The following is a 24,884-nucleotide window of genomic DNA, read 5'->3' as shown; positions in this document are numbered from 1 at the left end:
ACCGGTGGCCCGACCGGTACGCCGACCGGTGGCCCGACCGGTACGCCGACCGGTGGCCCGACCGGTACGCCGACCGGTGGCCCGACCGGTACGCCGACCGGTGGCCCGACCGGTACGCCGACCGGTGGCCCGACGGGAGGACCGACCGGCCAGCCCACCGGCACGCCGAGCGGTGGCCCAACGGCAGGACCGACCGGTCGGCCCACGGGATTCCCGACCGGCTTCCCCACTCGCAGCGAACTGCCCGTCACGGGCGGCAGCGGTGGCGGTGCGCTGTTGCCCGTCCTCACGGCGATCGGCACCATCGCCGTCACCACCGGCGCGGCCCTGCTGCTCCTCTACCGACGCCGGATGTCAGAGTCCTGACCTGCGAGCCCCGGCGGCCGGTGACGGTCGCCGGGGCCACGTCAGCGGGGTGCCCCCGTTCCCGACGCTCACCCGTCGCGGTCGCCGCCGGGCAACCGGGACGAGCAGGGGTGCACCTCGCCGGGACGGCGCGTCGGCGAAATCGGCCGGACCTCCTTGGCCGTCGAGGTATGCGGCGAGCCGGAGACGTGCCGCCCCCAGACCCAGAGATCCGTGACCTTGAACCGAGTTCCCGGACCCCGCGCCCGCAGGCCCGGGCCGGTTGTAGCGGTCAGATCCGGGGTGGGCGCTGCGGGTTGTCGATCAGGTAGAAGTGCCTGCCTTGCACCTGCCATACGGCACCATCATCACCCTGTCCTGCGACCCTTCGCGGGCGTGGGCTGGGCGGCACGCCTGCCCCACTCCCCGCCGCAGGTCCCTCGCCAGCCCAAGACCGGAGGCCGGCGGAGGAGAGTCCGGTAGACGCCGTAGAAGTGCAAGCCACCGGCGCGCCGACCGCCACTCGGAGCGGACCGCGTCGGTGGCGATGACGAGCAGCCACGGCAGCGCTGAGCCGTCCACCAGGCGGGCGTCGTGGCGGCGGCGCCATGCGACGAGGAACGTCGCCTGGGTGACGTCCTCAGCCGTGGACCACGACCCGGTCAGCCGGAACGCGTGGTTGTAAACCGGGCGGGAGTACCGGTCGAAGAGCCGACCGAACGCCAACTCGTCACCGGCGGCGATCGAGGACCACAGTTCCTCGTCCGACGGCCGTACCTGATGCGTCACACCCGACTATGCCCGCCGAGGCCGACCCTGTTGCAAGCCGACGGTCAACGTCTGAGCCGTCGGGCTTCTGGACCTGATGGCTTCGCCCAGTACGGCGTGGCCGCCGAGCGCTGGGCAATCGCGTGCCGTGACCGACGGGGCCACCCGCAAATCGAACATCGGAAGCCGCGCAGACCGAACCCAGCGCACGTCGCAGATCGAAACCGGCAGCCCTCGCAGATCGAAACCGTCCCAGCTACCATAATGCCGTGCCCACGTCACACCTGATCCCCCGTCGCGCCGCCGCGCAGGTCGACGCGGCCCTGGCCGACACCCGCGTCGTCCTGGTCAGCGGAGCACGCCAAGCAGGCAAGAGCACGCTGGTTCGCCTCGTCGCCGGCGATCGTCTTGCTGAGCGCCGTGATCTCGATCGGGCGCAGGACCGGGCGGCGGCGATCGCCGACCCGGTCGGCTTCGTGGACTCCTCCGAACTCCTGGTCATCGACGAAATCCAACGCGCTCCGGAACTGCTGCTGGCCATCAAGGCAGCCGTCGACGAAGACCCCCGTCCGGGCCGGTATCTGCTCACTGGCTCGTCACGGTTGTTCGGCATGGTTGCTGCCCCGGACGCCTTGCCCGGCCGGATGGAGACCGTGGAGCTCTGGCCGTTTTCTCAAGGAGAACTCGACGCCGAGCCGGACGGATTCATCGACGCCGTCTTCACGCTCGGTCCGGAACTGCGACACGATTCGGAGGTGACCCGCGCCGACTACGCGGCCAGGATAGTGCGTGGCGGCCTACCCGAGGCCACCACCCGCACCGACCCGCGCCGCCGCCAACGGTTCCTCGACGCCTACGTCCAGGCGCTCATCGACCGCGATGTCCGGCAGCTTTCCGACATCCAGCACAAGGGCGAACTACGCAAGCTGGTACGCCTGCTTGCGGCCAGGTCCGCGACCATCATCGCCGCCAACTCCCTCGAATCCGCACTCGGGTTGAGTCGACCGACGATCGCCCGCTACCTCCAGGCCCTGGAAGAGATCTTCCTGATCAAACGGATCCCGGGCTGGTCCCGCAATCTGGGCACCCGGACCACCGCCGCATCGAAACTTATCTTCGTTGACTCGGGCATCGCCGCAAACGAGATCGCGACCGACGCCCGGGCACTGCTCCGGCCGGGCGCACCGTTCGGCCCGCTGCTTGAGTCATTCGTCCTGTCCGAACTGTCCCGTCAGCTCACCTGGTCCGAGCAGCCCGTCGACTTGTCCCACTACCGGGACCAGAGCAGGTACGAAGTCGATGCGGTGCTCGAGAACAGAACCGGCCAGGTGGTCGGGATCGAAGTCAAAGCAGCCACCACCGTCGGACCCGACGACTTCCGCGGGGTACGCCGACTCGCCGATCGCCTCGGCGACGACTTCATCGCCGGCATCGTCCTCTACACCGGAACCTCCACGCTGCCGTTCGGCGACAGACTCCGCGCCATGCCGGTCAGTGCCCTCTGGCAGGCTTCCACCTCGACAGCAGACTGACCTCGCTCGCAGGTCACACCCCAGCCAATCATCCCCACCGAGGACCGAGGGGCGTGGTCTGCTGATCTTCCCCGAGCGAGCACAGCAACGCGCCTGTGCGACCCCACCAACATGAAAAACAAAATAAGAACCCGCAGGTAATAAGCCTCCGGATACAGATAGAGCGTCGTCTTAGGAAATCGATGCTCTATCCCCTGAGCTACGAGGGCGCGAGGGCCCAGTCTAGCGACCTGGCGGCTCACCCTGGGTGGCAGGGAGTGGCCCACCTTCACCCGCGATCCCCGAGCCCCTGTTCCCCCAGCCCAGGACCACACCCGGAGCACACGACCCCGGTTTGCGACCGGTGGTCGGCCGGGGTGACCCGCGTTGGCGCCGGTTCACCCCGGTTGGCATCCGCTGGAGAGCACACCCCGCGCACCTCATCGAAGATCAACGACTTTCCGTCCGCATGCCCACAGTCGGCGCCGCCGCCGGAGACCAGGCACTCACCCCGGGGTCGCTCGGATCCGCCGCGAATTTGACCATGATCGATCACCAGGTACGTCCAGCCCACCGCCTCGCCCGGCTGGCAATCGCCACCCGGGCGAGGCAGGGAAGCCGCTGCGGGTAGCGCGGCGTCAGTTGGCCGCCAGGAACTCGATTTCGGACTGTTCTGGGGCGCGTTGCCAAGCCCAGACCTCATCGATGTCGCCGTCGAAGGACGCCCCAGTGAACGCGCCGCCGATGGTGAAGGTGCCGGTGGCGTCCCACACACTGGTGAAGGGTTGCGTCACAACTTCCGTGCGCGCCGGGTCGACGAACCACTCTGCGTCCTTGTGGTGGACGGAGAGAGTCATGGTTCCGGCGGGGCCGTCGTATACCCCCGCCAGGTGCACCCACTCGCCGACGATGACCGGCGCGGTAGCACAGGCCCGGACGGTGGTTGCGGTCACGGCGTCGGCCGCGGACATGGTGAAGCAGTAGTTGTTGAAGCTGCCTGCCTGGTAGCCGAGTTCGAACATGCTCCGGTTAGCACCCTGCTGAGATATTGCCGTGCGGGACGTGCTGGTGTCCGTCACTCTGATCCAGCCTGCGACGGCGAAACTGCGCCGCAGGTTTGTCTCGGGGTTCAGACCGGTAGCCAGTACAGGGACGTTCGTGGTCAGCTTTTCCCCGCTCGTAGCGTCGAACCGAGCCTCGCGGTAACCCTCGGGATAATCCGGCGTTGAAAACCCTGTGGGGGTGAAGGTGAAGCCCACGTCCGACCTGACCCGACCGTAAACGGGTTTGACAGCCTTGGTGCCCACGGCATTCTGGATGCCGGTCATGCTGACCCACCCGTTTTCGATTGGATTATCCGCATCAACGTCAGCGTAGGCGAAGACAACCTTGCCTGACTCCGCCAGCTGAACTTCGAAACTAAGCCTCGAGGCGGGATCGCCGTATACATTCACGTTTCGCCACTCAACGACGAATACCCGGTTCGGCGCGCTGCCGCTGACCGCCGTCCTAATGCTGGACTGCGCATCGATCCGGAGATCGGCCCAGAAGGGAAAAGCAGCCGGGCTGACCGAACTCCCCCCTTCATCTGGCCCGTACGGGAGTTCCTCGTACCACTTCAGAGATTCCGTCATCGCCGCGAAGGAGAGGATGCCGTTGGTGTCGATCCAGGCCTCGGTGTACGAGCCACCATAGAACCTGATTGGGAACGGCAAATCAATGCGTTGAATCGCGTCGTCGCCGGTCAAGGGCAATACCGTCTGGTTGGCAGGAAGGTACGCGACCGCGCTTTCACTCATCGTATACTCTTCGGCCGCATACCGATTCTGAACGAACTGAGACAAACCACCACCACCGAGAAAGTGCGGCTGGGTGACGATGTCCTCGTCGTCAGAACGGTTGTCCAGTTTCCAGTGGCCGGCCTGTGGCTCTGGTGAGCAGACCCGGAATTCGTGGCTGGTTTCGCCGTACCGGCCGGCGCCATCGTACGCCCGAACGTGGAGGGTACGGACCATGTCCTTGAGCGGTTGGACCAAAATGGTCGCGGTCTTGGTGGTGGTGCCCGTTGGGGTGATGGGGCTGCTGTAGGAGCCTCCGTCGAGTGCCCAGGTGAACTGGGCGACGCTGGATTCTCCGGAGAGCGCGAAGTAGCCATAGGCGCCGAGGCCGCCGGAGCATGCGCCGGACCCGTCGTCCTGGAAGTAGAGCGCGGGGTCTGTGGGGCTGATTGTCGGCGGCGCAGGGGCGGTGGAGTCGGTGGTGAAGGCGAACCAGTTGGTCGTCCAGCCGGAGTAGCTGCCTTGTTCGTCTTTGGACCGGGCCCGCCAGCGGTAGCTGCCGTCGCCGAGTAGCGGTGTCACTCGCCACTTCGCCGGCTGGGCCGGTTTCGTTGGTCCGGATGCGTAGCCGGTCTTGACGCCGGAGGCTACCGGCACTCCGGTTGAGGTCTGCACCTCGAAGTAGACCGTCAGGATGGTCGCCGCGTCCGGGTCGGTCGCGAAGACGGACAGTTCCGGGTCCTTACGCCCGATCAGCGGGTTCGACGTGCAGTTGAGGTAGCAGTCGGTGATCGCCTGGTTGGTCGGCGTGTTCGGGGGGCGGTTGTAGGTGGCCTGGAAGCTGACCGAGGAGGCGATGAACCGGGTCCACTCGTACTGGTTGGATTCACTCGTGGCGCGCAGGCCGAAGCTCATCGTCGGCGCCTTGCTGGTGGCCTGCGCCTGCAACTTCGTCTTCAACGAGCCGGTGAACTCACCCGGGTCGTCGGCCTTCGGGCAGGTGCTCTCATTCGCCGAGAAGGTTTCGGTGTCCACCCGCGCCATCCAGTCACCGTCGGAGTCGTTGTACCAGGTGTACGTCGACGGATTGTCGAACCGCGCGGTCTGCCACAACTCGATGCTGGTGCTGGCACAGTCGGCCGTGTGATCGGCGGTGATGTGCATCGACGACGAGATGATCGTCGACCCGGCCATCTCGGCGATGTTGAACTGCATGTGCGAACGCCACACATCCGAGGTCTGCCACTGCCGCCCGACCCGAATGTCGGAGTACTCGCCGTAGTACGCATGGTTCGGGTTGCGGTTCATGACGTTCGTCCAGTGCACCGGCGAAGGCTTGCTGAACGGCGGATCGATGAAGACGGGAAACACGGTGTCCGCAGCGGTCAACATTGCCACATCCGGGCGCACCGTCAGCCCCGAGGCCGACACCCGCACCGGCATGTCCACCAACCGGCGCGGCGTCGGCTCACCACCCTCGGAGGCCACCCGATCGGCCTGCGCCGCGGCACGTCGCGCGTCATCAGCACCCGCCGCAACCGCGGCCGGCACCGGGGAATCCCACATGCTCGCCCCCGACGAGGCGAACACCAACTCCCCCTTGCCGTCAACCGCCTCGATCCCGGCCCGCGCACCGTTGCGCAGCCGCACCCCGTCACCAGAAACCCGGAACGTGACCTCCCGCAACGCCGGATTCGCCGCCGCCTCACGCGACTTCACCACCAACACCTGCCGATAACCGGTAACCCCCGCCACCACCCGGAGATCCACCCCCGGCAACACCTCCGCATACGTCGCCGTGTCCCCCGACAGACTCGGCGCCGGCAGCCGCCCCGGCCACGTCAACGACAACCGCGCACCCGGCCGACCCAACGTCAACAACGGCCCGTCACCACCACCGGACAACCGCAACGGCTCCACCACCACCGCCGGCACCACAGCCCCATCCGCCGCCCGCTGCAACGTGGTGTCCACCGGCTTCCAACCCGAACCCGTACGCGCCCGCACCGGCACCGCCGACGCCACCGTCGTGAACGATCCATCCGGATTCACGAACGTCTGATTCGTCTCCGACCGCTGCCCGCCAACCTCAACCCGACGACCACACGAACGCGCCATACTCAACGCCGCAGATGTTCCTGGCACCTCCGCGGCGCAATCAGCTCGTTCCGGCGCCGCACCCATAGCCTGAGCCGGCACCACCATTGAACCCAACAGACCAACAACCGCCACCACCGCGACCCGACGTCTCCCACGTCGTGTCACGACACCAGAAAAGGGCAGCCTGCATCGACGACCAGTCACCAGAACCCCCGTCATCAAGGTGAATGAGTGGCTGAAACTGTAGAGATCGACCAACAGCTGTGTAAAGACTCGTCACAAGTTGCCACCACAAACCGGACGGTACGGCCCGAGTCACCGATACTGATCACTGCTTGTGATCAATATCAGGCCACTACCACGTCGCACAGGCAGGTGACGAGGGCTTCAAGAAGATTCAACAACGACACCCGAAGAGCCCGGAATGCGGTCCGAACCGGGCTGACGTTGGTTCTGCCGATCTTCGGCAAGGGAGCAGCGCTCGGGTGCAACCCGCTCGCCCAAAAACCGGATAGCAGCCCGCAGGCAATGAGCCTGCGGATACGGATAGAGCGTCGTCTTAGGAAACCGAGATCCGCTGCGGCACGCCTCCAACAGTCGCCTGAGCCCGAGCCGCTTGCATCCGCTTCTGGCCGATGAGCGTGCACACCGGCCAGAAGACGGGGAGGGATTCCTGGTCGTGGGTACGCGCTAGTCGTACAGCGCTGACACCCACAGGTGGGTCAGGGTGTCGACCAGCACCGTCCGGTCGTCGAACGGCGACACTCCGCACGCGGCCAGGTAGTAGAGCCGCTCGCCGGTCCAGGTCAGCGATGCGGCGAGCGCAGGCACGTCAACAGCGTCAAGCCGGGCCGCGACGGCGGGGTAGGCCCGTCGATCGGCCTCGATCCGCGTGATCGCGGCGTCGGTGAACGTCGCCATCTGGTCCAGCCACAGCTTGCGCAGCTGCGGGTCGGACGCCCAGCTCTCCACGATTGCGCGCAGCACGGCGGCATTGGCGAGCCACAGCCCGGCACCGGCGTCGATGCCCGCCCGCAGCGTCTCGCGCGGATCGGCCTTCGCCTGCACCCACGGCTGGGCGGCCTCGTGGCCGGCGCCCACCGCGCGACGCACCAACTCGGCCAGCACCGCCTGCTTACCTGCGAAATAGAAGTAGAAGCTCGCCCGGGAGACTCCTGCGGCGGTAATGATGTCGGCCACGCTGAGCGTGTCGAAGGTGCGCTCGCGCAGCAGCTCTCGAAGCGCGTCCAAGATACGTTCGCGCAGGTCGGCGCGGCTCTGCTGGGGTTCATCGCGTCGGGCCGTCACCTGCCGCAGCCTACCTTAGAAGCCGTCTGGACACTGTGACCAGACAAGCCGTATGGTGGAGTCATGACACAGGTTGCCGTCCATCTCGTCGTGAATGATCCCGACGCCGCGACCGCGTGGTACGCCGAAGTGCTCGGTGCTCAGGAAAGGAGCCGGGTTCCGCTGCCCAACGGCCGTGCGCTCACGGTCGAGCTACGCATCGGCAACACCGTGCTGGCCGTCGCGGGGGAATGGCCGGACCGCGGCCTGCGCACTCCGGCGGCGCTGGGAGGCAGCCCGGCCGCCCTTCATCTGTCGGTGCCCGATGTCGACGCCGTCTACGATCGGGCGATTGCCTCCGGGGCCACCGCGTTCGAGCCGCCGCACGATGCGTTCTGGGGCGACCGTACCGCGCAGTTCCTGGACCCGTCCGGGCACCGCTGGGCGGTCGACCGACACCTGCGCGACGTCCCCGCCGACGAGCTGGCCGAGCACGCGGCGGCGATGTTCGGATGAGGTACACGACGTTCGGGCGGACCGGCCTGCGGGTGTCCGAGTTGGTGCTCGGCGCGATGACGTTCGGTGAACGGGGTGGCGTCGGTGCGCCGATCGAGGAGTGCCGGCGCATGCTCGACGCCTACGCCGAGGCCGGCGGCAACGTCGTGGACACCGCCATCAACTACCGCGGTGGCGCCAGCGAGGAGATGCTGGGCGAGCTGCTCGCCGGGCGGCGCGACCGGTTCGTGGTGGCCACGAAGTACACGGTGACCCGTGACCCGGCCGACCCCAACGGCGGCGGCAACCACCGCAAGAACCTCAGGCTGTCGCTGGAGACCAGCCTGCGCCGGCTGCGCACCGACCACGTCGACGTCTACTGGGTGCACATCTGGGACCGGCGCACGCCCATCGACGAGACCATGCGGGCGCTCGACGACGCGGTCACCGCCGGCAAGGTGCTCTATGTCGGGGTGTCGGATACTCCTGCCTGGGTGGTCTCCCGCGCGAACACGCTGGCCGAGTGGCGCGGCTGGACCCCGTTCGCCGGCGTCCAGGTGCCGTACAGCCTCATCAACCGCGACGCCGAGCGGGAGCTGTTGCCCATGGCCGAGGCGTACGGCATGACCGTGACGGCCTGGAGCCCGCTCGGCGGCGGCGTGCTGTCTGGCAAGTACAACGCCGGCCCACCCGACGAGAGGACGCGGCTGAGCCGGGACGCGATCGGTGACCGCGACCTCGGGGTGGCCCGGGTCGTGCAGGAGGTCGCCGGTGAGCTGAGCGTCACCCCGGCGCAGGTGGCCCTCGCGTGGACCCGCCAACGCAGCGGCGTGCTGCCGATCATCGGTGCGCGTACCGTCGACCAACTGCAGGACAACCTGGGCTGCACCGCGGTCACGCTGCCACCGGAACTGGTCCTGCGGCTGGAGACGGCGACCGGGTTCAGTCTCGGCTTCCCGGCCGACTTCATCGCCGAGACCAGACAGTGGGTGCTCGGCGCCGCCGCGTGACCACGCTGGCGCGGGGCCAGCGACGGAAGCATTCGGGCCGGCCGCGATCGACACGCGGCCGACCACCGGTCACCGCCGACGGCAGAACCCCGACAGGGCTTCCACTCAACGCCAGACAACTCGTCGCGACGACGCACGCGCTGTCATCCGGCCCCGAACGCTTCGGCTTGAGCCGGCGATGCGGGGGCCGCAGTGCGAGGGCAAGAGCTTGCCCAACGGACGCCCAACTGCGCACCCGCCACCGACTCGGAGCGGCCCGTGCCGCTTAGGTCTGCTGGGGGAAAACCACCAGGCGGAGCCGGATGGTTGCCGGCTTCTGGCCGCGGCTGGTGTTGCCTAACGTCGATCTTGTGATCGAAGTACGGGAGTTGACCAAAAGCTATGGGGGCCGGGTCGCCGTGGACGGGCTGAGCGTCCAGATCCAGCCGGGGGTGGTGACCGGCTTCCTCGGCCCGAACGGGTCCGGCAAGTCGACGACGATGCGAATGATCCTCGGCCTGGATGTCCCGGACCGTGGTAAGGCACTGATCGGCGGGGTGCCGTACGCGAGCCTGAGTTGGCCGTTGAGATCGGTCGGCGCGCTCCTCGACGCCGGGGCGTTCCATCCCGGTCGCAGCGGCCACGCGCACCTGGCCGCACTTGCCGCGAGCAACGACATCCCCCGCTCCCGGGTCGAACAGGTGTTGCGCGTCGTGGGCCTGTCCGACGCGGCGAAGCGGCGCGCCGGCACGTACTCGCTGGGCATGCGCCAGCGGCTCGGGGTCGCGGTGGCGCTGCTCGGTGACCCGGGCGTCCTCCTGCTCGACGAGCCGGTCAACGGGCTGGACCCGGAGGGCATCCGCTGGATCCGGGACCTGCTGCGCGCTCTGGCCGTCGAGGGGCGGACGGTGCTCGTGTCCAGCCATCTGATCACCGAGATGGCACTGACGGCGGACCGGCTCGTGGTCATCGGCCGGGGCCGGCTGCTGGCCGAGACCACCGTTGCCGAACTCGCGGGCCGGCACGACACCCTGGAGGACGCGTTCTTCCGGCTCACCTCGCAGACCACCGACTACCGCGGAACGGAAGTGACATGAACGGCTACGGATTCCGGCTGGTGGCCCGGATGGAATGGATCAAGCTGCGTAGCGTCCGGTCGACGTGGTGGCTGACGACCGCGACGGTGGTCTCGATGGCGGCGGCAGGAGCCGGGGTGGGACTCGGCTACCGGTCCCACCTGCCGGCCGCTACCGCCGCCCAGATCCTGAACAACAGCCTCAGCGGTGCCATCCTGGCCCAACTGCTCCTGGGCGCGCTCGGCGTCCTGATGGTGACCGGCGAGTACGGCACCGGGCAGATCCGTTCGACGTTCGCCGCCGTACCGCGGCGGCGGACCGTTCTGGCGGCGAAGGCGGCGGTGTGCGGTGGCGCCGCTCTCGCCGTCGGCGTGGTGGGAAGCCTCGCCGGCTATCTGGGCGGGCAGCTCGCGATCCGCGGCACCGCCATCCCGGCCGCTTCCCTCGGGGACCTGGCGGTCTTGCGGGCGGTCCTGCTGACCGGCGGGTATCTGGCCGCCACGGCACTGATCGGGGTGGGTATCGGGGCGGTGGTGCGGCACTCGGGGGCCGCGATCGGCACGCTGTTCGGTCTGATGTTCGTTCCCATGGTCGTGGTCGGGTTGTTCGGCGAGAGCGGCATCGTGGTCGGGCGCTTCGTGCCGCTGCTGATGCTGCTCAACTCGGTCGCGGTGACCTCGCCGATACCCGGGCTGTTCGCCGGGTGGCTCAGCGTGCTGCTGATGTGTGGGTACGCCGCGGTGGCGATCCTGTGCGGCGGCATTCTGCTCCGCTTCCGCGACGCGTGACCGACGACAATGGGCCGATGACCGCGCTGCGCGCTCCGTTCATCACATCGGCCCTGCGCCAGGCGGTGTTCTGCGTGGTCGGTGTGCTCAGCGCAGCCGCGGTCCTGGCCGTACCGGCGCTCCTGCCTACCCTGGGCGTCCTCATGCTCTGGGCGACCGGCGCCACGTCCCGGGAGCCCGCCCCAGCCGTCGCGCCGCTGTTCCTGGTGCTGTTCCCGCTCACCGTGGCGCTGCTGGTGGTGCTGGCCGCTCCGATCGGGCGCGCGATGGGAACCGTCCATCGCCGGCTCGCGTCCCGACTGCTCGACGTGCACGTGGCAGCCCCACCACCGCGACCCTCGCGGCGGGTGGGTGCGCTGGTCGCCGACGGTCCGGGCTGGCGGGCTGTCGGCTACGGCCTGCTCAAAGTGCCACTGGCGATCCCGCAGGGCTACGGCGTGTTCTGCTACCTGTTCGGTCCGGTCAACCTCAGTTACCCGCTGTGGTGGCCGCTGTTCCGCAACCACCCGCCCGGCACGCGCCTCGGGCCGGTGTGGGCGCTGACCCCGTTCGGCGCGATCGGCACCCGGACGTTCGCCGGCACGTTCCTCGTCGCCACGGCCGGTCTCGCCATGTTGCTGGTGGCGCCGTGGGTGATGCGGGCCGGTACGACGGCGGACGTGGCGGCGATGCGGCGGCTGCTGGGCCCGCGCCGGCTCGCCGAGCGGGTACGCGAACTCCAGGCCAGCCGAGCCCGGGCCATCGACGACGCGGCCACGATGATGCGCCGGCTGGAACGGGACCTGCACGACGGCGCGCAGATCCGGCTGGCCACGCTGGCGATGAACCTCGGCATGGCGACCGAGAAGCTCGGCGCCGACGGCCCGCCACCCGACCTCGCGCAGGCCCGCGAACTGGTCGCGCTCGCCCACCGCGGCGCGAAGGACGCCCTCGCCGACCTGCGCGACCTGGTACGCGGCATCCACCCGCCGGTCCTCGACAACGGCCTCGGCGACGCGCTGGCAACCCTGGCGACCGGCAGCGCGCTCCCGGTCGCGGTGACCGTCGAGCTGACCGACCGTCCGGCACCTGCCATCGAAACCATCACCTACTTCTGCGCCGCCGAACTGCTCGCGAACGCGGCCAAGCACAGCCGCGCGACCAGGGTTGGGCTTGATGTCCTCGGATCCGGTCGGCGCCTGACGCTGAGGGTCACGGACGACGGCGTCGGCGGGGCGAACCCGGACGGCCCAGGCCTGACCGGCCTGGCCCGTCGGATCGCGGTCGTGGACGGGCGGATGCGCGTGCACAGCCCGGCCGGCGGTCCGACCCGGGTCGAGATCGAGCTGCCCACACAGGTGTGAACGGAGGCGACGGCATGCGGGTGGTGATCGCGGAGGACGCCGCGATGATGCGCGAAGGACTGGTCCGGCTGCTCACCGACCGCGGCTTCGAGGTGTGCGCGGCGGTGGCCGACGCGGACACCCTGCGCTCCGCGGTCGCCGCCGCCGTGCCGGACGTGGCCGTGGTCGACATCCGGATGCCGCCCACGCACACCGACGAAGGGCTACGCGCCGCGATAGACATCCGTCGCGACTGTCCCGGGGTCGGTGTGCTGGTGTTCTCGCAGTACGTGGAGACCCGCTACGCGACCCGCCTGCTCGCCGACCGGCCCAGCGGCGTCGGTTACCTGCTCAAGGACCGCGTGGCCGACGTCGCCGACTTCGTGGAGGCGCTGACCCGGGTGGCGGCCGGCGGCACCGCGTTGGATCCGGAGGTGGTCGGCCACCTGATGCGGGCCGGGCGGGACATGGTCGGGCTGGCGTCGCTGACCCCACGGGAGCGTGAGGTGCTCTCGTTGATGGCCGAGGGCCGGTCCAACGCGGGGATAGCCGCGGCTCTCGTCATCACTCCCGGGGTGGTGGAGAAGCACGTGGCGAACATCTTCGCGAAGCTCGGGCTGCCGTCCTCGGACGGCGACAACCGCCGGGTGCTGGCCGTTCTCCGCTATCTCGGCGGGTGATCGCACATGACCCGGAGCCATCGTCAGGCGTACTCGCCGGCCGGTAGCCGAAGTGGCTGCCGGCCGGCGGGAACAGTTCACGGGCAGCGGACGAAGGTGACGTCGCGCAGTCGTGGTGACGGACCGTCCAGCACGTGCCCGTTCCGGCCGCGTAGCCACCTGTCGAAGAACGCGGCGATCAGCGTCTCCTCGATCCGAACGGCGCGGGTCGGCTCGATGTCGCCGATGGTCTCGGTGACGAAGCTGTCGGGAAGGCCGAGCTGCCGGGCGATCTGCGGGAGCAGCGGCACGATGTCCTTGTAGGAGTCCTCGCTCTTCGCGCCGTCCAGCCGCAGGTCGACGTGCCAGCCGGTGCTGTTGTTCCACAGCATCCGCCAGGACGGCGTCTGGTGGTGGTCGGTGCCGGGGTCGCCCATGAACATGAACGGCCGGTCCAGGCCGCGCCGCGCCACCGGCCACAATTGGAGGGGATCGGGGATGATCGGCGACTCGATGCTGCCGCCCATGTCGACCGCGGCCCTGATCCGGGAGTCGTCGCTCATGGCCTGCAAGGCGGCCAGCCCACCGGCGGAGACGCCGAACATGCCCGTCCGGTCGAGATCCAGGGCGCCGACGATGCCCCTGGGAAGCGGCCGACCCGCCGCGTCCGGGTTCGCGCCCCGGTCGAGTGCCCCCAGCTGATCGAGCACGAAGCGGATGTCCGCGGTCCGCGTGTCGAACACCTTGGCCGCCAGTCTCTGGAACTCGTCGGGCTGGTGTGCCCGCCCGAACGCCTCCGGCAGCATGGTGCCGACGACGCGACCGTCCGGGAACTCCACCTCGGAAGCGTCGTAGGTGTGATCGATGGTCGCCACCACGTATCCGCGGCTGGCCAGGTCCTGCACCAGGGTGGTGCCCCAGGTCCGCGGGTCGCCGGCGCCGGCTGAGTACAACACCAGCGGGAACGGCCGCTCGCGTCGCGCCACCGGCGCACCTTGGTGGCCGCTGGTCCGGGTCGCGGCGAAGTCCACCGCGCCCGCCGGTATGCCGTACAGGCTGGCGCCGACGCCGGCGGCGCTGCCGAAGTGGGCCGCCGCTCCGGGCCGCATGTGGGGTGCCCGCGGGAGGCGGCCCACGTCGGTGGCCGGATACCAGAGGCTGACCATCAGCTCACGGTGGACCGGGGTCGCCGACCACGGGTCGCTGCGGGAGCGGTCGATCAGATGCAGGTCGACGGTCCCCACCGGGTAGGGCCCGGTCGGCGCCGGCAGTCGCAACCGAGCGGGCTCGTCGGCCCGCTGCTGGGCCTGCGGTGCGACGTTGCGAGAGGCGGACGAGGGTGCCGCGGAAGCGACCGTCACACAGCCAACAAGCAACGAAGCGAACAGGGCTGTGCCTAATCTTCCGGCCATTGAGCGACTCCTCAGGAAACCAGGGCTGCGCCTGCGGCTGCCCTTCATCGACCTCACGCTATGAGCGCGACGTAGCTCGGCAGAAGGCAGCTTCCACCCACTTTCGTGGCCGGGGATAACCCCCGCGGCGTACCTCTTCTCGGCACAGGCACGCGACGTGGGGCGTTCCGCGCGGCCAGTCGGCTCTCGTAGGCTCGGACGGTGGAGAGCAGTCAAGGGCGGATCATGGCGCAGATGTTGGATGCGGCAGAGAACGCCTCGCCGGTCGAGGCGGTCGAGGCGGTCACCCGGGAACTCGGCGTGACGCTCCGGGCGCGCACCGTCGCGTTCTTGATCGCGGACCTCAGCGGCCGGGCGTTGGTCCGGTTGGCCCACGTGCCGTTTGACGGCACGGGTGCGGGACGCCGGGGCGGTGATGAGGTCGCCACGGTGATGCCGTTCGACGGCGGCCCCGCCGAGCAGGCGCTACGCACCCAGACGGTGCAGGTGATCGCGCAGCCTGGCACCTGGACGGTGTTGGCGCCGGTGACCGACCGGGGTGAGGCGATCGGCCTGCTCGAGATGATCCTGCCGGACGAGCCGGACCCGCAGACGCTGGCGGAGATCACCCGCACGGGGCACGTGTTGGCGTTCGTGGTGATCGCCAACCGGCGGTACACCGACCTCTTCGAGTGGGGTCAACGCACCACTCCGTTCACCCTGTCCGGGGAGATCCAGCGCCGCCTGCTGCCCGCCTCGTTCACGTGTGAGGCCAGCGCGTTCACCCTCTCCGGCTGGCTGGAGCCCGCGGCGAGTATCGGCGGGGACACCTTCGACTACAGCCTCGCCCGTGACGTCCTGCACTTCAGCGTGACCGACGCGATGGGCCACGGGGTGGCCAGCGCGCTGACGGCCACCCTGGGCGTGGGCAGTCTGCGCAACAGCCGCCGCCGCGGGGTCGGCCTGGTGGAGCAGGCCGAGGCCGCGAACGCCGACGTGGCCGAACACGCCACCGTGTCCGGCAACTACATCACCGCGGTCCTCGGCCGTCTCGACCTGCGCACCGGGGTCTGCGCGCTGCTCAACGCCGGGCACGTGCCACCGATGCTGGTACGCGACGGAGACACCCGGACGCTGCCGCTACCGGCCAACTTCCCGCTGGGCATGTTCGCCGACGTCGAACACCGCGCCGGCGAGATCACGCTGCGACCAGGCGACCGTCTGGTGGTGATCACCGACGGCATGCGGGAGCGCAACGCGGCCACGCTGGATCTACCGACCTTGTTGCGGTCGATCACCGATCTGCATCCGCGCGAGGCGGTCCGGGCGTTGGCCGACGCCGTACTCGAGGTCAGTGGACCGACCCTGGCCGATGACGCCACCCTGTTCATCCTCGACTGGCACGGCGGCCACAGCGAGGACCGGCGTACCAGTGCCGGCGCCGACCAGGGGCGTGCCAGCAGCGCGCTGCCCGACTGACTAGCGGCCTGTCGCATGGTCGGTGGACGGCACATCGGCTTCGGCCGCCTGCACACTGTCGTAGACGTGGATCACGCGGTCCACCGACGTGACCGTCAGGACGCTGCGCACAGCGGGCTGCACCGCGGCGAGGCACAACCGGCCGCCGACCTCCCGCAACGCCTTGAAGGTCGCCACCAGCGCGCCCAGCCCGCTGGAGTCCATGAATCGCACCCCGGCCAGGTCCATCACCACCTGCCGGTCACCGGCGTCGACCAACCGTTGCAGTTGCTCACGCAACTGCGGGGAGGTCGCCATGTCCAGTTCGCCACGCACCTCGACCACGGTGCAACCCCGGCCGGGTAGGACCGACAGCAGCAGATCCACAACATCCTCCCCACGCCGATGATCCCGCCTACCCTATTCTGCCGGCAGGTGGACCGCCGTCGGACAGCGTACGTCGAGCCGGCACACTGACCGTTCCACCTCCGCAACCCCCGGGTCGGGCTGATCGCCCCCGGAGCATCGCGCCTCCGGGTGACGCAGTTCTCCGATGGGTCAGGCCGATCCGGGAAGGAACTACGTAATGCGGGTGAGCATGACCCTGTCACTCCCGGGTCAACCGTCCTCGGTGACCCGCGCCCGCCATGTACTCACCACCCTGCTGAGCCTCACCGACGCCGCCGAGGACCGCCGTGGCCACCTCGCCGTGCTGATCACCGAGGCGTGCGCCAACGCGGTGCTGCACGGCGATCCCGACAGCGCCGTCGACATCACCATCGACATCGACGACGACGTCTGCCTACTCGAGGTCGGCAACCGCGGCAGTACCCCCGACGGCGCTGCACTCGACGCCGAACTCCCCGCTCCGCTCACCGTCGGCGGCCGCGGCCTGCCCCTGATCGCCGCGCTCGCCGACACCGCCGCCTTCGTCGCCGGGCCTCCGGACCACGTGCTGCTACGCATCACCAAACACCTCACCGACACCCCACCGGCATCGGGCCGATGACCGGCTGCTGGCCGCAGGACGCATCTGCGGCGCCCGGGCACGACGGCCGGCCGATGAGCGGCGCCTCGGGCCCGTGGTGTCGCACCGCAACCGGCTGACCGCCCGGGAGGGAAGAGGTCCGACGAGCGGGAGGAAGTGCTGCCAGGGGTGGTTCGCGCTGGCGGGGCAGCCGGCTCACCGCCGGGCGGCGACCTCATCGGTCAGCCGTCCGGTCAGTCGCGTTGCCCCGTGCCGTACTGCTGGTTCTGGTTCTGCCGCAGGGCTTCCTCGAGTTGGTCTTCGAGGATGATGATCCGGCAGGCGGCTTCCAGGGCGGTGCCCTGGTCGACCATCTCCCGGGCCCGGGCCGCCAGGCGCAGCTGGTAGCGGGAGTAGCGGCGGTGCCCGCCGGTGGAACGGTGCGGGTTGATCAATTTCGCCTCGTCCAGGCGGCGCAGGAAGTCCTGCGTGGTACCGAGTAGCTCCGCGGCCTGACCGATGGTGTAGGCCGGAGTGTTCTCGTCGCCGAACATGTCATCGGGGTCTTGCCCCATGTCACCTCCACGTCGAGGGCCCCGGCGCTTACGCGCCGGGGCCCAGGGTTACGGGTCAGACACCATCTACCGACGGGAACGTCGGCTTGTCGTATCCGCACGAGCCACAACTGACGGCTTCGGGTGCGGGGATCGCATATGCGTGACCGGAGACCACCTCTCGTTCGATGGGAACTGCGGTGTCCGCCCGGCCTGACATGACGGCCGACGGCGGGCGATCCAAACGGTGTACGGCCCTCCCTTTCCTCTACTACCTGTTTCCCTGGCTGACGTACGGTCCGCCGACGCCGGGGCCCACGCGACTTCACGGCCCGCACACGTACGGCGAACATCAGCTGGAGCCCTGAAAGAGCCTTGGCCCCACCTGCACCCCGGCTCGTATCACGCCGGGTGACGTGCTCCTACTGCTTCTCGGGAGGGACGATGAAGACTGTTCCTCCCGCGCCGCCCGTCGTGACCTCACGGCCGGACGGCCCGTCTGCGTCCTGACGGATCTTTCCTCTCGACTTCAAGAAGAGTATGCCAGACCGCAGAAGATATCTAGCCGTTCCAGCCGAGATTTTCTAGCCGCCGACCATCAGGATGGCTGCGCCCCAGGCCGGCGGCGCCAGGCCAGCAGGAGGCGATCCGCGCCGGACGAGGCCGGCCCGCCGGGCGGGGCGGCATCCCGCACCGGGGGTGACCGGTGGTGGTCCGGCCGCCCCCGACGTCAGAAGTCGTCGTCGAAGGTGACGCTGCCGCTGACGCCGACCTGGTACGCGGAGACCCGCCGCTCGAAGAAGTTCGACAACTCCTGCACGTCCTGCAGTTCCATGAACGCGAAGGGGTTCGTCGAGCCGTAGAGCGGTGCGATGCCGAGTTGGGCGAGCCGGCGGTCGGCCACGTGCTCCAGATACTGGCGCATGTCCGCCAGGGAGAGCCCGGAGACGCCCTGTTCGAGGAGGTCCGCGGCGAACTGGGCCTCGCACTCCACCGCCTCGGCCAGCATGTCGCGTACCTGGCGGGCCATCTCGTCGTCGAACAGGTCCGGTTCCTCGGCGCGGACGGTGTCCACCACGTCGAACGCGAACGTCATGTGCATCGACTCGTCGCGGAACACCCAGTTGGTGCCGGAGGCGAGGCCGTTGAGCAGGCCCCGGGAGCGCAGGTAGTAGACGTAGGCGAAGGCGCCGTAGAAGAAGAGGCCCTCGATGCAGGCGGCGAAGCAGATCAGGTTGAGCAGGAACGCTCGCCGGTCCTCGCGGGTCTTCAGCGCGCGCAGCTCGAAGATCGAGTCGATCCAGCGGAAGCAGAACTCGGCCTTGCGGCGGATGGACGGGATGTTCTCGATGGCGGCGAACGCCGCGTACCGCTCCTTCTCGTCCGGAACGTAGGTGTCCAGCAGGTTGAGGTAGAACTGGACGTGCACGGCCTCCTCGAAGAGCTGCCGGGACAGGTAGAGCCGGCCCTCCGGGGAGTTGACGTGCTGGTAGAGGTTGAGGACGAGGTTGTTGGCGACGATGGTGTCGCCGGTGGCGAAGAACGCGACCAGCCGGGACACCAGGTGCTGCTCGGCGGGAGACAGCCGGGCCAGGTCCGCGAGGTCGGCGTGCAGGTCCACCTCCTCGACGGTCCAGGTGTTCCTGATCGCGTCCTTGAACCGGTCGAAGAAGTGCGGGTAGCGCATCGGGCGCAGGGTCAGGTTCATGCCGGCGTCGAGCAGCAGGTGCCCTGTCGCGGCGGTACGGGTTTCGGGAACGGTGGTCACTGGCACGCCTCGCAGCTCTCGGGGTTCTCCAGGGAGCAGGCCACCGCCTCCTCGTCGCGTACGGCGACGACGGGCTGGACGGCGACGGTGGCCTGCTGGATGCGCGTCGCCGGTCGGGAACGCAGGTAGTAGGTGGTCTTCAGCCCGGACTGCCAGGCGTAGCGGTACATCGAGGAGAGCTTGCCGATGGTCGGCGCGCTCATGAACAGGTTCAGCGACTGCGACTGGTCGACGTACGGGGCCCGCGCGGCGGCCAGGTCGATCAGTGCCCGCTGCGGAAGCTCCCACGCGGTGCGGAACAGTTCCCGCACGTCCGGCGGCAACTCGTCGATCGCCTGCACCGACCCCTCGGCGCGCTTGATCCGTTCCCGGATCTCCGGCGTCCACCGTCCCCGCGCCTTCAACTCGCGGACCAGGTACGTGTTGACCTGGAGGAACTCGCCCGACATGGTCTCGCGCTTGAACAGGTTGGACACCTGCGGCTCGATGCACTCGTAGCAGCCGGCGATGGACGCGATCGTGGCGGTCGGGGCGATCGCGACCAGCAGCGAGTTGCGCAAGCCATGCGCGGCGACCGCCGCCCGCAGCGCCGCCCACCGGTCCTGCTGGCTGGGCTCAACGCCCCACAGGTCCGGGTGCAGCTCCCCCCGGGCGGCGCGGGTCTCGGCGTACGCCGGGTGCGGGCCGAAGCGTTCCGCCAGGCCGGCGGAGGTCTCCAGGGCGGTCAGGAAGATCTCCTCCTGGATCCGGGTCGACAGCTCCTTCGCCTCGGCCGAGTCGAACGGCAGCCGCAGCGTGAAGAACACGTCCTGCAGCCCCATCAGGCCGAGCCCGACCGGCCGCCAGCGCGGGTTCGACGCGGCGGCCTGCGCCGCCGGGTAGTAGTTGATGTCGATCACGCGGTCGAGGAACACCACTGCGGTGCGGACCGTGCCGCGCAGCCTCGCCCAGTCGACGCCGTCGGCGGTGACGTGCGCGCCGAGGTTGACCGAGCCGAGGTTGCAGACCGCCGTCTCGGTGTCGTTGTTCACCTCGAGGATCTCGGTGCACAGGTTGGACAGGTGGATGGTGTTGCCCGGCATCCCGGTCTGGTTGGAGAGCCGGTTGGACGCGTCCTTGAAGGTCATCCAGCCGTTGCCGGTCTGCGCCAGGGTCCGCATCATCCGCCCGTACAGATCCCGGGCCTTGACCGTGCGGACCGCCTTCTTCTCGGCGATCCGGTAGGCCGCGTCGAACTCCTCGCCGTACAGGTCGGGCAGCTCCGGCGCGTCGGACGGGTCGATCAGCGACCAGTCGCCGTCGGCCTCGACCCGGCGCATGAACTCGTCCGGGATCCAGTTGGCCAGGTTCAGGTTGTGGGTACGCCGGGACTCCTCGCCGGTGTTGTCCCGCAACTCCAGGAACTCCTCGATGTCCGGGTGCCACGGCTCCAGGTAGACGCAGGCCGCGCCCTTGCGCCGGCCGCCCTGGTTGACCGCCGCGACACCGGCGTCGAGGGTCTTCAGGAACGGCACGATGCCGTTGGACCGACCGTTGGTGCCCCTGATCAGCGCGCCCCGGCCGCGCACCCGCGACCAGGCGATCCCGATGCCACCGGAGAACTTCGACAGCTTCGCCACCTGGTGGTACCGCTCGTAGATCGAGTCCAACTCGTCCCGCGGCGAGTCGACCAGGAAACACGACGACAGCTGGGTGTGCCGGGTGCCGGAGTTGAACAGCGTCGGCGAACTCGGCAGGTACGCCAGCGACGACATCAGCTGGTAGAACCCGATCGCCTCGCCCGGCGTGGTGGACAAGCCGCAGGCCACCCGCAGCAGCCAGTACTGGGGCGTCTCCACCACCAGCCGCGACCGCGGGTGCCGCAGCAGGTACCGGTCGGCGACCGTGCGCAGCCCGAAGTACTCGAACCGCAGATCACCGCCCAGGTCCACGGCGTCGTCCAGCTTGCGGGCGTTGCGGGCCACGAACGCGGCCGTGTCGTCCCCGATCAGGCCCAGCCCGTGGGCGTACCGGATCGACTGGCTGAAGCTGGCCACCCCCTGCCCACGGACCTCCTTGTCCACGTACGCGGCCAGCAACCGCGCCGCCAGCTTGGAATACTGCGGTTCCTCGCCGATCAGCTCCGCGGCCGTCTGGATCGACAACTTGTCCAGCTCGGCGGTCGTCGCGCCGTCGTAGAGGCCGCTGATCGTCTTCGTCGCGATCCGCAGCGGGTCCACCTCGTCCAGGTCCGCGACCCAGCGCTCCACCGCCCGGACGATCTTGTTGACGTCCACCGGCTCGGCGTCACCGTTGCGCTTGCGGACCTGCATCACCTGCCGGCGCTGCTCCGGCTGAGCCGGACCGGTGGGAAGCCCCTCCCGCACCACAGTCATGACCTCTCCCTCGCGCTGTCTCCGATGGCCTCGGACGCGTGGAAGGACGCCACGGCGCTGCCAGGAAGGGGTCAGCTCCGGTTGCCGGCGTCGGTCGTCCCACGCGACCTTCGACCGCCGTCCGCGTACGCGGACGGCGTGCTGGCAGGTCTTCGGACTCGTGGGCGTCGTGCTCGTTCCTACTGGCCGTCGCTTCCCGGGCCTGTTCGGCCCAGTGCTTCATGACGGCGGTCGTTCCCACTCACCGCTGCGGGGCAGTCCCGGTCTCGCACCGGATTCCCTCTTGCCTCGGCCACCCTGGATGGGTGCCGAACCAGCTACAGCGGACACTATATATGGACGCTGCCGCGAAGCTGAACCCCATATGCTGTGTCGGCGTGTGCCGGCGAGTCATCGGGCCGGCGCTGACACCGGTGGCTCAGAGCTGCACGACGTGGCCCACCCGGGGCGGCGTACGACCGGCGAGGACGTCGCGCCACGCGTCCAGCAGCGCCGCTGGCCCATTGCCCGGCCGCACATCGAGCCATCCGCTCACCACCTGCGCGAACCGCTGCCAGGCGTCGGTGAACCGCTCGTCGAGGCCGTCGCGACCCCAGTCCTGTCGGCGCTTGCGCATCTGCACCGGCGCGAAGAAGACCTCCTCGGCCGCGTCGGCGTTCGGCGTCTGGTTGGTGAGCCCGACGGCGATGTCCCGGACCAGCCGGTCGCCGAGGCGACCACGGAGGGCGGCCCGGGTCGCCGGCGCACCGGACAGGTCGAGGTAGACGGTGGGGACGTCGGCCAGGCTGTCGACCTCGTCGTAGCAGAGGACCTCGTCGTAGCAGCCGAGCGACCGGGTGAAGCTGAGGTTGCCGGGCGAGGTGAGCCCGACCACGCGCGGGCCACGGCCGTGCAGTTCGAACGCCGCGGCGTACGCCGTCTTGCTCGACGCCGACGACAGCACCAGCGACCGCGCGCCGTAGAAGTCGTTGTCGGCGACCTGGTCGGCCAGCATGAACGAGGTGAAGAACAGCGGGCGGAACAGGACCAGCAGGTCCTCCTGGTCGGCCCGGTAGGCGGGGTCGCCGGTGGTCGACCGGTACGCGTTGTACGGGGAGGGCAGGTCGGCGCGGTGGGCGCTCGCGTCCCGGAATCCGGACCCGTCCACCCGGTCGGGGCGTACCACGAGGTGACCGGCGGGCGGGAGGTAACCGTAGACCCGTCGACCGGGCTCCACCCCGGCCACGGTGGACGCGGTCACCTCGGCGAAGCCCCACAGCGGCGGGAGACCCCACTGCGGGTCCAGCCCGCGCTGCTCGGGTGGGAAGAACTCCCAGTAGCGCATCGCGTCGCCGAGCACCGCGTACGTCACGTTGTTGGCGGTGAGGCCGACGCGGTCGACGCGCAGCAGCGCCTCCCCGTCGGCGATTCCGGGCGCCGCGCCGTCGACGAGGGTGGTGCGTGCGAGATCGTCCCGAGCGACGGCGAACGTCCACGAGTCAGCCATGGTGTGACGCTAGACAGCCACGGAAACGGGGACAAGTGCACTGGGAGTGCAAAATCCCACTCCTCGTCGCGCAGCCGGGCGAAGAGCGTCACCTGCGCGCCGTGCCGATGAGGGAGGCCGCCGGCACCCGGACGAGGGCCACGCCCGCCGGGCCGGCCCCGTGGACTGGGACGGCCCGGCGCGGAGAGCGTCCTCCGCGCCGGGCCGGGATATCGGATGGCGTCAGCCGGCCGCGCAGGTGGCCGTCGCGCCCGAGCCGGTGCCGGTGCCCTGGAAGCCGAAGTTGGTCGACTGCCCGGCGCCGACCTGCCCGTTGTAGCTCACGTTGGTGAACCGGACGGTGCCGCTGGTGCCGCTGGCCTGGGCGTTCCAGACGCCGGTGATCGCGGCGCCGCCGGGCAGCGTCATGGTCACGGTCCAGCCGTTGATGCTCGCGGAGCCGGCGGTGACGTTCACACTCGCGGTGAAGCCGCCGGACCACTGGTTGACCGCCACCGAGGCGGAGCAGCCGTTACCGGTCGGCGGCGGCGTGGTGGGGGGAGCCGTGGTCGGCGGCGCGGTGGTCGGCGGCGCGGTAGTCGGCGGCGCGGTGGTCGGCGGGTTGGTCGTCGGCGGCGCGGTGGTGGGCGGGTTGGGCGCGCCGTTGGCCAGGCTGTAGGCCAGGTCCGGCTGGAACGAACCGGCCGTGTAACGGCAGCCGTCCGCCTCCCCTGGCGGCTTCACCCAGAGGTACGCGTCGATGTTGCCGTCACCGGTGTTCGTCGTCGGGTACTGCCCGATGCGCCGGTCGGTGTTGTCGTCGGCGCACCAGTCACCGCTGGCACCCCCGTTGCGGCTGGTGTCGATGACCTGGCGCTTGCCCTGGATGCCCATGCCGTTGAGGGCGGAGATGACCGCTCGGCCGAAGTTCGCCTCGCTGGAGGTGGAGTTGAAGTTCGACACGTTGGTGAAGAAGCCGTCGGCGTACTGCACGCCGGCCGCCCGGAGCCGGTTGGCCGTGTCACTCGCGCTGTTCCAGGTGGAGTGGCCACCGTCGAGGTACACCTTGGCGTTGGGGTTGGCCGACTTGATGGTCTGGGTCGCCGTCGAGAGCGCCTGGTTGCGCGCGTTGAGCTCGTTGCCGCTCAGGCACGTCTGCAGGGCGAGCGAGTCGGTTTCCAGGATGATGATGACCGTCTGGTTGCCCAGTCCCCGGGCGAAGTTGGACACCCAGGTCTGGTACTGGTTGAGGTCCGGCGCCCCGCCCGCGCTGGCTCCGCCGCAGTCCCGGTTGGTGATCTCGTAGACCGACAGCACCGGGATCTGCTGCGCCGAGTTGGCGGCGCCGACGAACCCGGAGACCTCGGACTGCACGGTCGACGGGTTGAAGTTGGCGAACCAGCGGGCCTGCGGCTGGCTCGCGATCTTGTCGCGGATCGCGGCGGCCCGGTAGTCGCCGGAGTTGGCGGCGACCCAGCGCACCACGGCCGAATTCGGGTCCCGGTAGAGCGATCCGGACAGCGTGCCGGCGGAGGCGCTGCCGACGGCGAGACAGACGCCGACGACGGTGGCGCCCGCGACGGCCGCCACGCTGGCTGCCACCGATCTGCGGCGGAGCGGGGAGAGGGTAGCCACGACGTGTTGCCTCCTGATCACATAGAAGTTTCTAAGTTTGTGGGAGCGTTCCCATGAACGTAGCGGAGGCGCACGCCGCTGCCAAGATGTCGAGACTCATCGTTGCGACCGCGGACGGGTTGCCGGGGCGAGGCTCGGGGCCGCGCGACGGAC

The 24,884-nt window shown here is 69.4% G+C and carries 20 protein-coding genes, 1 pseudogene and 1 riboswitch; of the genes and pseudogenes, 11 read left to right on the top strand and 10 right to left on the bottom strand.

The window, feature by feature from the left end:
* Positions 1-366 (top strand): annotated as a pseudogene (locus AB0I11_RS03095) (hypothetical protein); the annotation flags it as partial.
* Between the two features lie 303 nt (positions 367-669).
* Here AB0I11_RS03095 and AB0I11_RS03090 read toward each other — a convergent pair.
* On the bottom strand, positions 670-1,134 hold the full coding sequence (locus AB0I11_RS03090; RefSeq protein WP_357309780.1) for a sigma factor: 465 nt from the start codon (positions 1,132-1,134) through the stop codon (positions 670-672).
* 248 nt (positions 1,135-1,382) lie between these two features.
* On the opposite strand from AB0I11_RS03090, the gene AB0I11_RS03085 reads away from it, so the two are divergent.
* Complete coding sequence (locus AB0I11_RS03085) at positions 1,383-2,645, top strand: ATP-binding protein (protein ID WP_357309776.1); 1,263 nt, start codon at positions 1,383-1,385, stop codon at positions 2,643-2,645.
* 617 nt (positions 2,646-3,262) lie between these two features.
* Here AB0I11_RS03085 and AB0I11_RS03080 read toward each other — a convergent pair.
* Positions 3,263-6,172 carry a LamG domain-containing protein gene (locus AB0I11_RS03080; RefSeq protein WP_357309773.1) on the bottom strand — a complete coding sequence of 970 codons (2,910 nt, stop codon included), beginning with the start codon at positions 6,170-6,172 and terminating at the stop codon, positions 3,263-3,265.
* Between the two features lie 28 nt (positions 6,173-6,200).
* Here AB0I11_RS03080 and AB0I11_RS03075 point away from each other — a divergent pair, with 28 nt between their 5' ends.
* The gene (locus AB0I11_RS03075; protein WP_357309770.1) at positions 6,201-6,464 is read left to right on the top strand and encodes a hypothetical protein; all 264 of its coding nucleotides are present in this window, start codon (positions 6,201-6,203) and stop codon (positions 6,462-6,464) included.
* A 728-nt stretch (positions 6,465-7,192) separates the two neighbouring features.
* Here the strand turns inward: AB0I11_RS03075 and AB0I11_RS03070 are convergent.
* Positions 7,193-7,810 (bottom strand): helix-turn-helix domain-containing protein, encoded by a 618-nt coding sequence (locus AB0I11_RS03070; protein ID WP_357309767.1) that lies wholly within the window; start codon positions 7,808-7,810, stop codon positions 7,193-7,195.
* A gap of 63 nt (positions 7,811-7,873) precedes the next feature.
* Here AB0I11_RS03070 and AB0I11_RS03065 point away from each other — a divergent pair, with 63 nt between their 5' ends.
* The 6 genes from AB0I11_RS03065 to AB0I11_RS03040 all read left to right on the top strand — a co-directional run bounded on the left by AB0I11_RS03065 (position 7,874) and on the right by AB0I11_RS03040 (position 13,139).
* Positions 7,874-8,305, top strand: coding sequence for a VOC family protein (locus tag AB0I11_RS03065; protein WP_357309764.1), 432 nt, complete (start codon positions 7,874-7,876; stop codon positions 8,303-8,305).
* A complete protein-coding gene (locus AB0I11_RS03060; protein ID WP_357309760.1) occupies positions 8,302-9,294 on the top strand; it encodes an aldo/keto reductase in 993 nt (330 codons plus the stop codon). The genes AB0I11_RS03065 and AB0I11_RS03060 overlap by 4 nt, the downstream gene beginning before the upstream one ends.
* Positions 9,295-9,644: 350 nt before the next feature.
* Entirely contained in the window at positions 9,645-10,370 is a 726-nt protein-coding gene (locus tag AB0I11_RS03055; protein WP_357309756.1) for an ATP-binding cassette domain-containing protein, read from the top strand.
* The gene (locus AB0I11_RS03050) at positions 10,367-11,137 is read left to right on the top strand and encodes an ABC transporter permease (protein ID WP_357309753.1); all 771 of its coding nucleotides are present in this window, start codon (positions 10,367-10,369) and stop codon (positions 11,135-11,137) included. The genes AB0I11_RS03055 and AB0I11_RS03050 overlap by 4 nt, the downstream gene beginning before the upstream one ends.
* A 17-nt stretch (positions 11,138-11,154) precedes the next feature.
* Positions 11,155-12,480, top strand: a complete 1,326-nt coding sequence (locus AB0I11_RS03045; protein WP_357309749.1) for a sensor domain-containing protein — start codon at positions 11,155-11,157, stop codon at positions 12,478-12,480.
* 14 nt (positions 12,481-12,494) lie between these two features.
* Complete coding sequence (locus tag AB0I11_RS03040) at positions 12,495-13,139, top strand: response regulator transcription factor (RefSeq protein WP_357309746.1); 645 nt, start codon at positions 12,495-12,497, stop codon at positions 13,137-13,139.
* Between the two features lie 77 nt (positions 13,140-13,216).
* Here AB0I11_RS03040 and AB0I11_RS03035 read toward each other — a convergent pair whose 3' ends face one another.
* Complete coding sequence (locus AB0I11_RS03035; RefSeq protein WP_357309742.1) at positions 13,217-14,395, bottom strand: hypothetical protein; 1,179 nt, start codon at positions 14,393-14,395, stop codon at positions 13,217-13,219.
* Positions 14,396-14,731: 336 nt separating this feature from the next.
* Between AB0I11_RS03035 and AB0I11_RS03030 the strand changes: the two genes are divergently transcribed.
* The gene (locus tag AB0I11_RS03030; protein ID WP_357309739.1) at positions 14,732-15,988 is read left to right on the top strand and encodes a PP2C family protein-serine/threonine phosphatase; all 1,257 of its coding nucleotides are present in this window, start codon (positions 14,732-14,734) and stop codon (positions 15,986-15,988) included.
* On the opposite strand, the gene AB0I11_RS03025 is transcribed toward AB0I11_RS03030, so the two are convergent.
* Entirely contained in the window at positions 15,989-16,354 is a 366-nt protein-coding gene (locus tag AB0I11_RS03025) for an STAS domain-containing protein (protein ID WP_357309736.1), read from the bottom strand.
* Between the two features lie 211 nt (positions 16,355-16,565).
* Here AB0I11_RS03025 and AB0I11_RS03020 point away from each other — a divergent pair, with 211 nt between their 5' ends.
* Complete coding sequence (locus AB0I11_RS03020; RefSeq protein ID WP_357309733.1) at positions 16,566-16,976, top strand: ATP-binding protein; 411 nt, start codon at positions 16,566-16,568, stop codon at positions 16,974-16,976.
* Positions 16,977-17,188: 212 nt separating this feature from the next.
* On the opposite strand, the gene AB0I11_RS03015 is transcribed toward AB0I11_RS03020, so the two are convergent.
* The 5 genes from AB0I11_RS03015 to AB0I11_RS02995 all read right to left on the bottom strand — a co-directional run bounded on the left by AB0I11_RS03015 (position 17,189) and on the right by AB0I11_RS02995 (position 24,731).
* A complete protein-coding gene (locus tag AB0I11_RS03015; RefSeq protein ID WP_357309728.1) occupies positions 17,189-17,509 on the bottom strand; it encodes a helix-turn-helix domain-containing protein in 321 nt (106 codons plus the stop codon).
* A gap of 709 nt (positions 17,510-18,218) precedes the next feature.
* On the bottom strand, positions 18,219-19,256 hold the full coding sequence (locus AB0I11_RS03010) for a ribonucleotide-diphosphate reductase subunit beta (protein ID WP_357309725.1): 1,038 nt from the start codon (positions 19,254-19,256) through the stop codon (positions 18,219-18,221).
* On the bottom strand, positions 19,253-21,631 hold the full coding sequence (locus AB0I11_RS03005) for a ribonucleoside-diphosphate reductase subunit alpha (RefSeq protein ID WP_357309722.1): 2,379 nt from the start codon (positions 21,629-21,631) through the stop codon (positions 19,253-19,255). Before AB0I11_RS03005 ends, AB0I11_RS03010 begins: the two co-directional genes overlap by 4 nt.
* Positions 21,632-21,756: 125 nt before the next feature.
* Positions 21,757-21,964: riboswitch (cobalamin riboswitch) on the bottom strand.
* An 85-nt stretch (positions 21,965-22,049) separates the two neighbouring features.
* Positions 22,050-23,117 carry a DUF2855 family protein gene (locus AB0I11_RS03000; RefSeq protein ID WP_357309718.1) on the bottom strand — a complete coding sequence of 356 codons (1,068 nt, stop codon included), beginning with the start codon at positions 23,115-23,117 and terminating at the stop codon, positions 22,050-22,052.
* 222 nt (positions 23,118-23,339) lie between these two features.
* Positions 23,340-24,731, bottom strand: a complete 1,392-nt coding sequence (locus tag AB0I11_RS02995) for a glycoside hydrolase family 6 protein (RefSeq protein ID WP_357309714.1) — start codon at positions 24,729-24,731, stop codon at positions 23,340-23,342.
* Positions 24,732-24,884 lie beyond the last annotated feature (153 nt).

This window comes from Micromonospora sp. NPDC050495 (genome assembly GCF_040655175.1).
Lineage (GTDB): Bacteria > Actinomycetota > Actinomycetes > Mycobacteriales > Micromonosporaceae > Micromonospora.
Note: the sequence above shows the minus strand (reverse complement) of the source record. Positions and strands in the feature narration are given on the sequence as shown.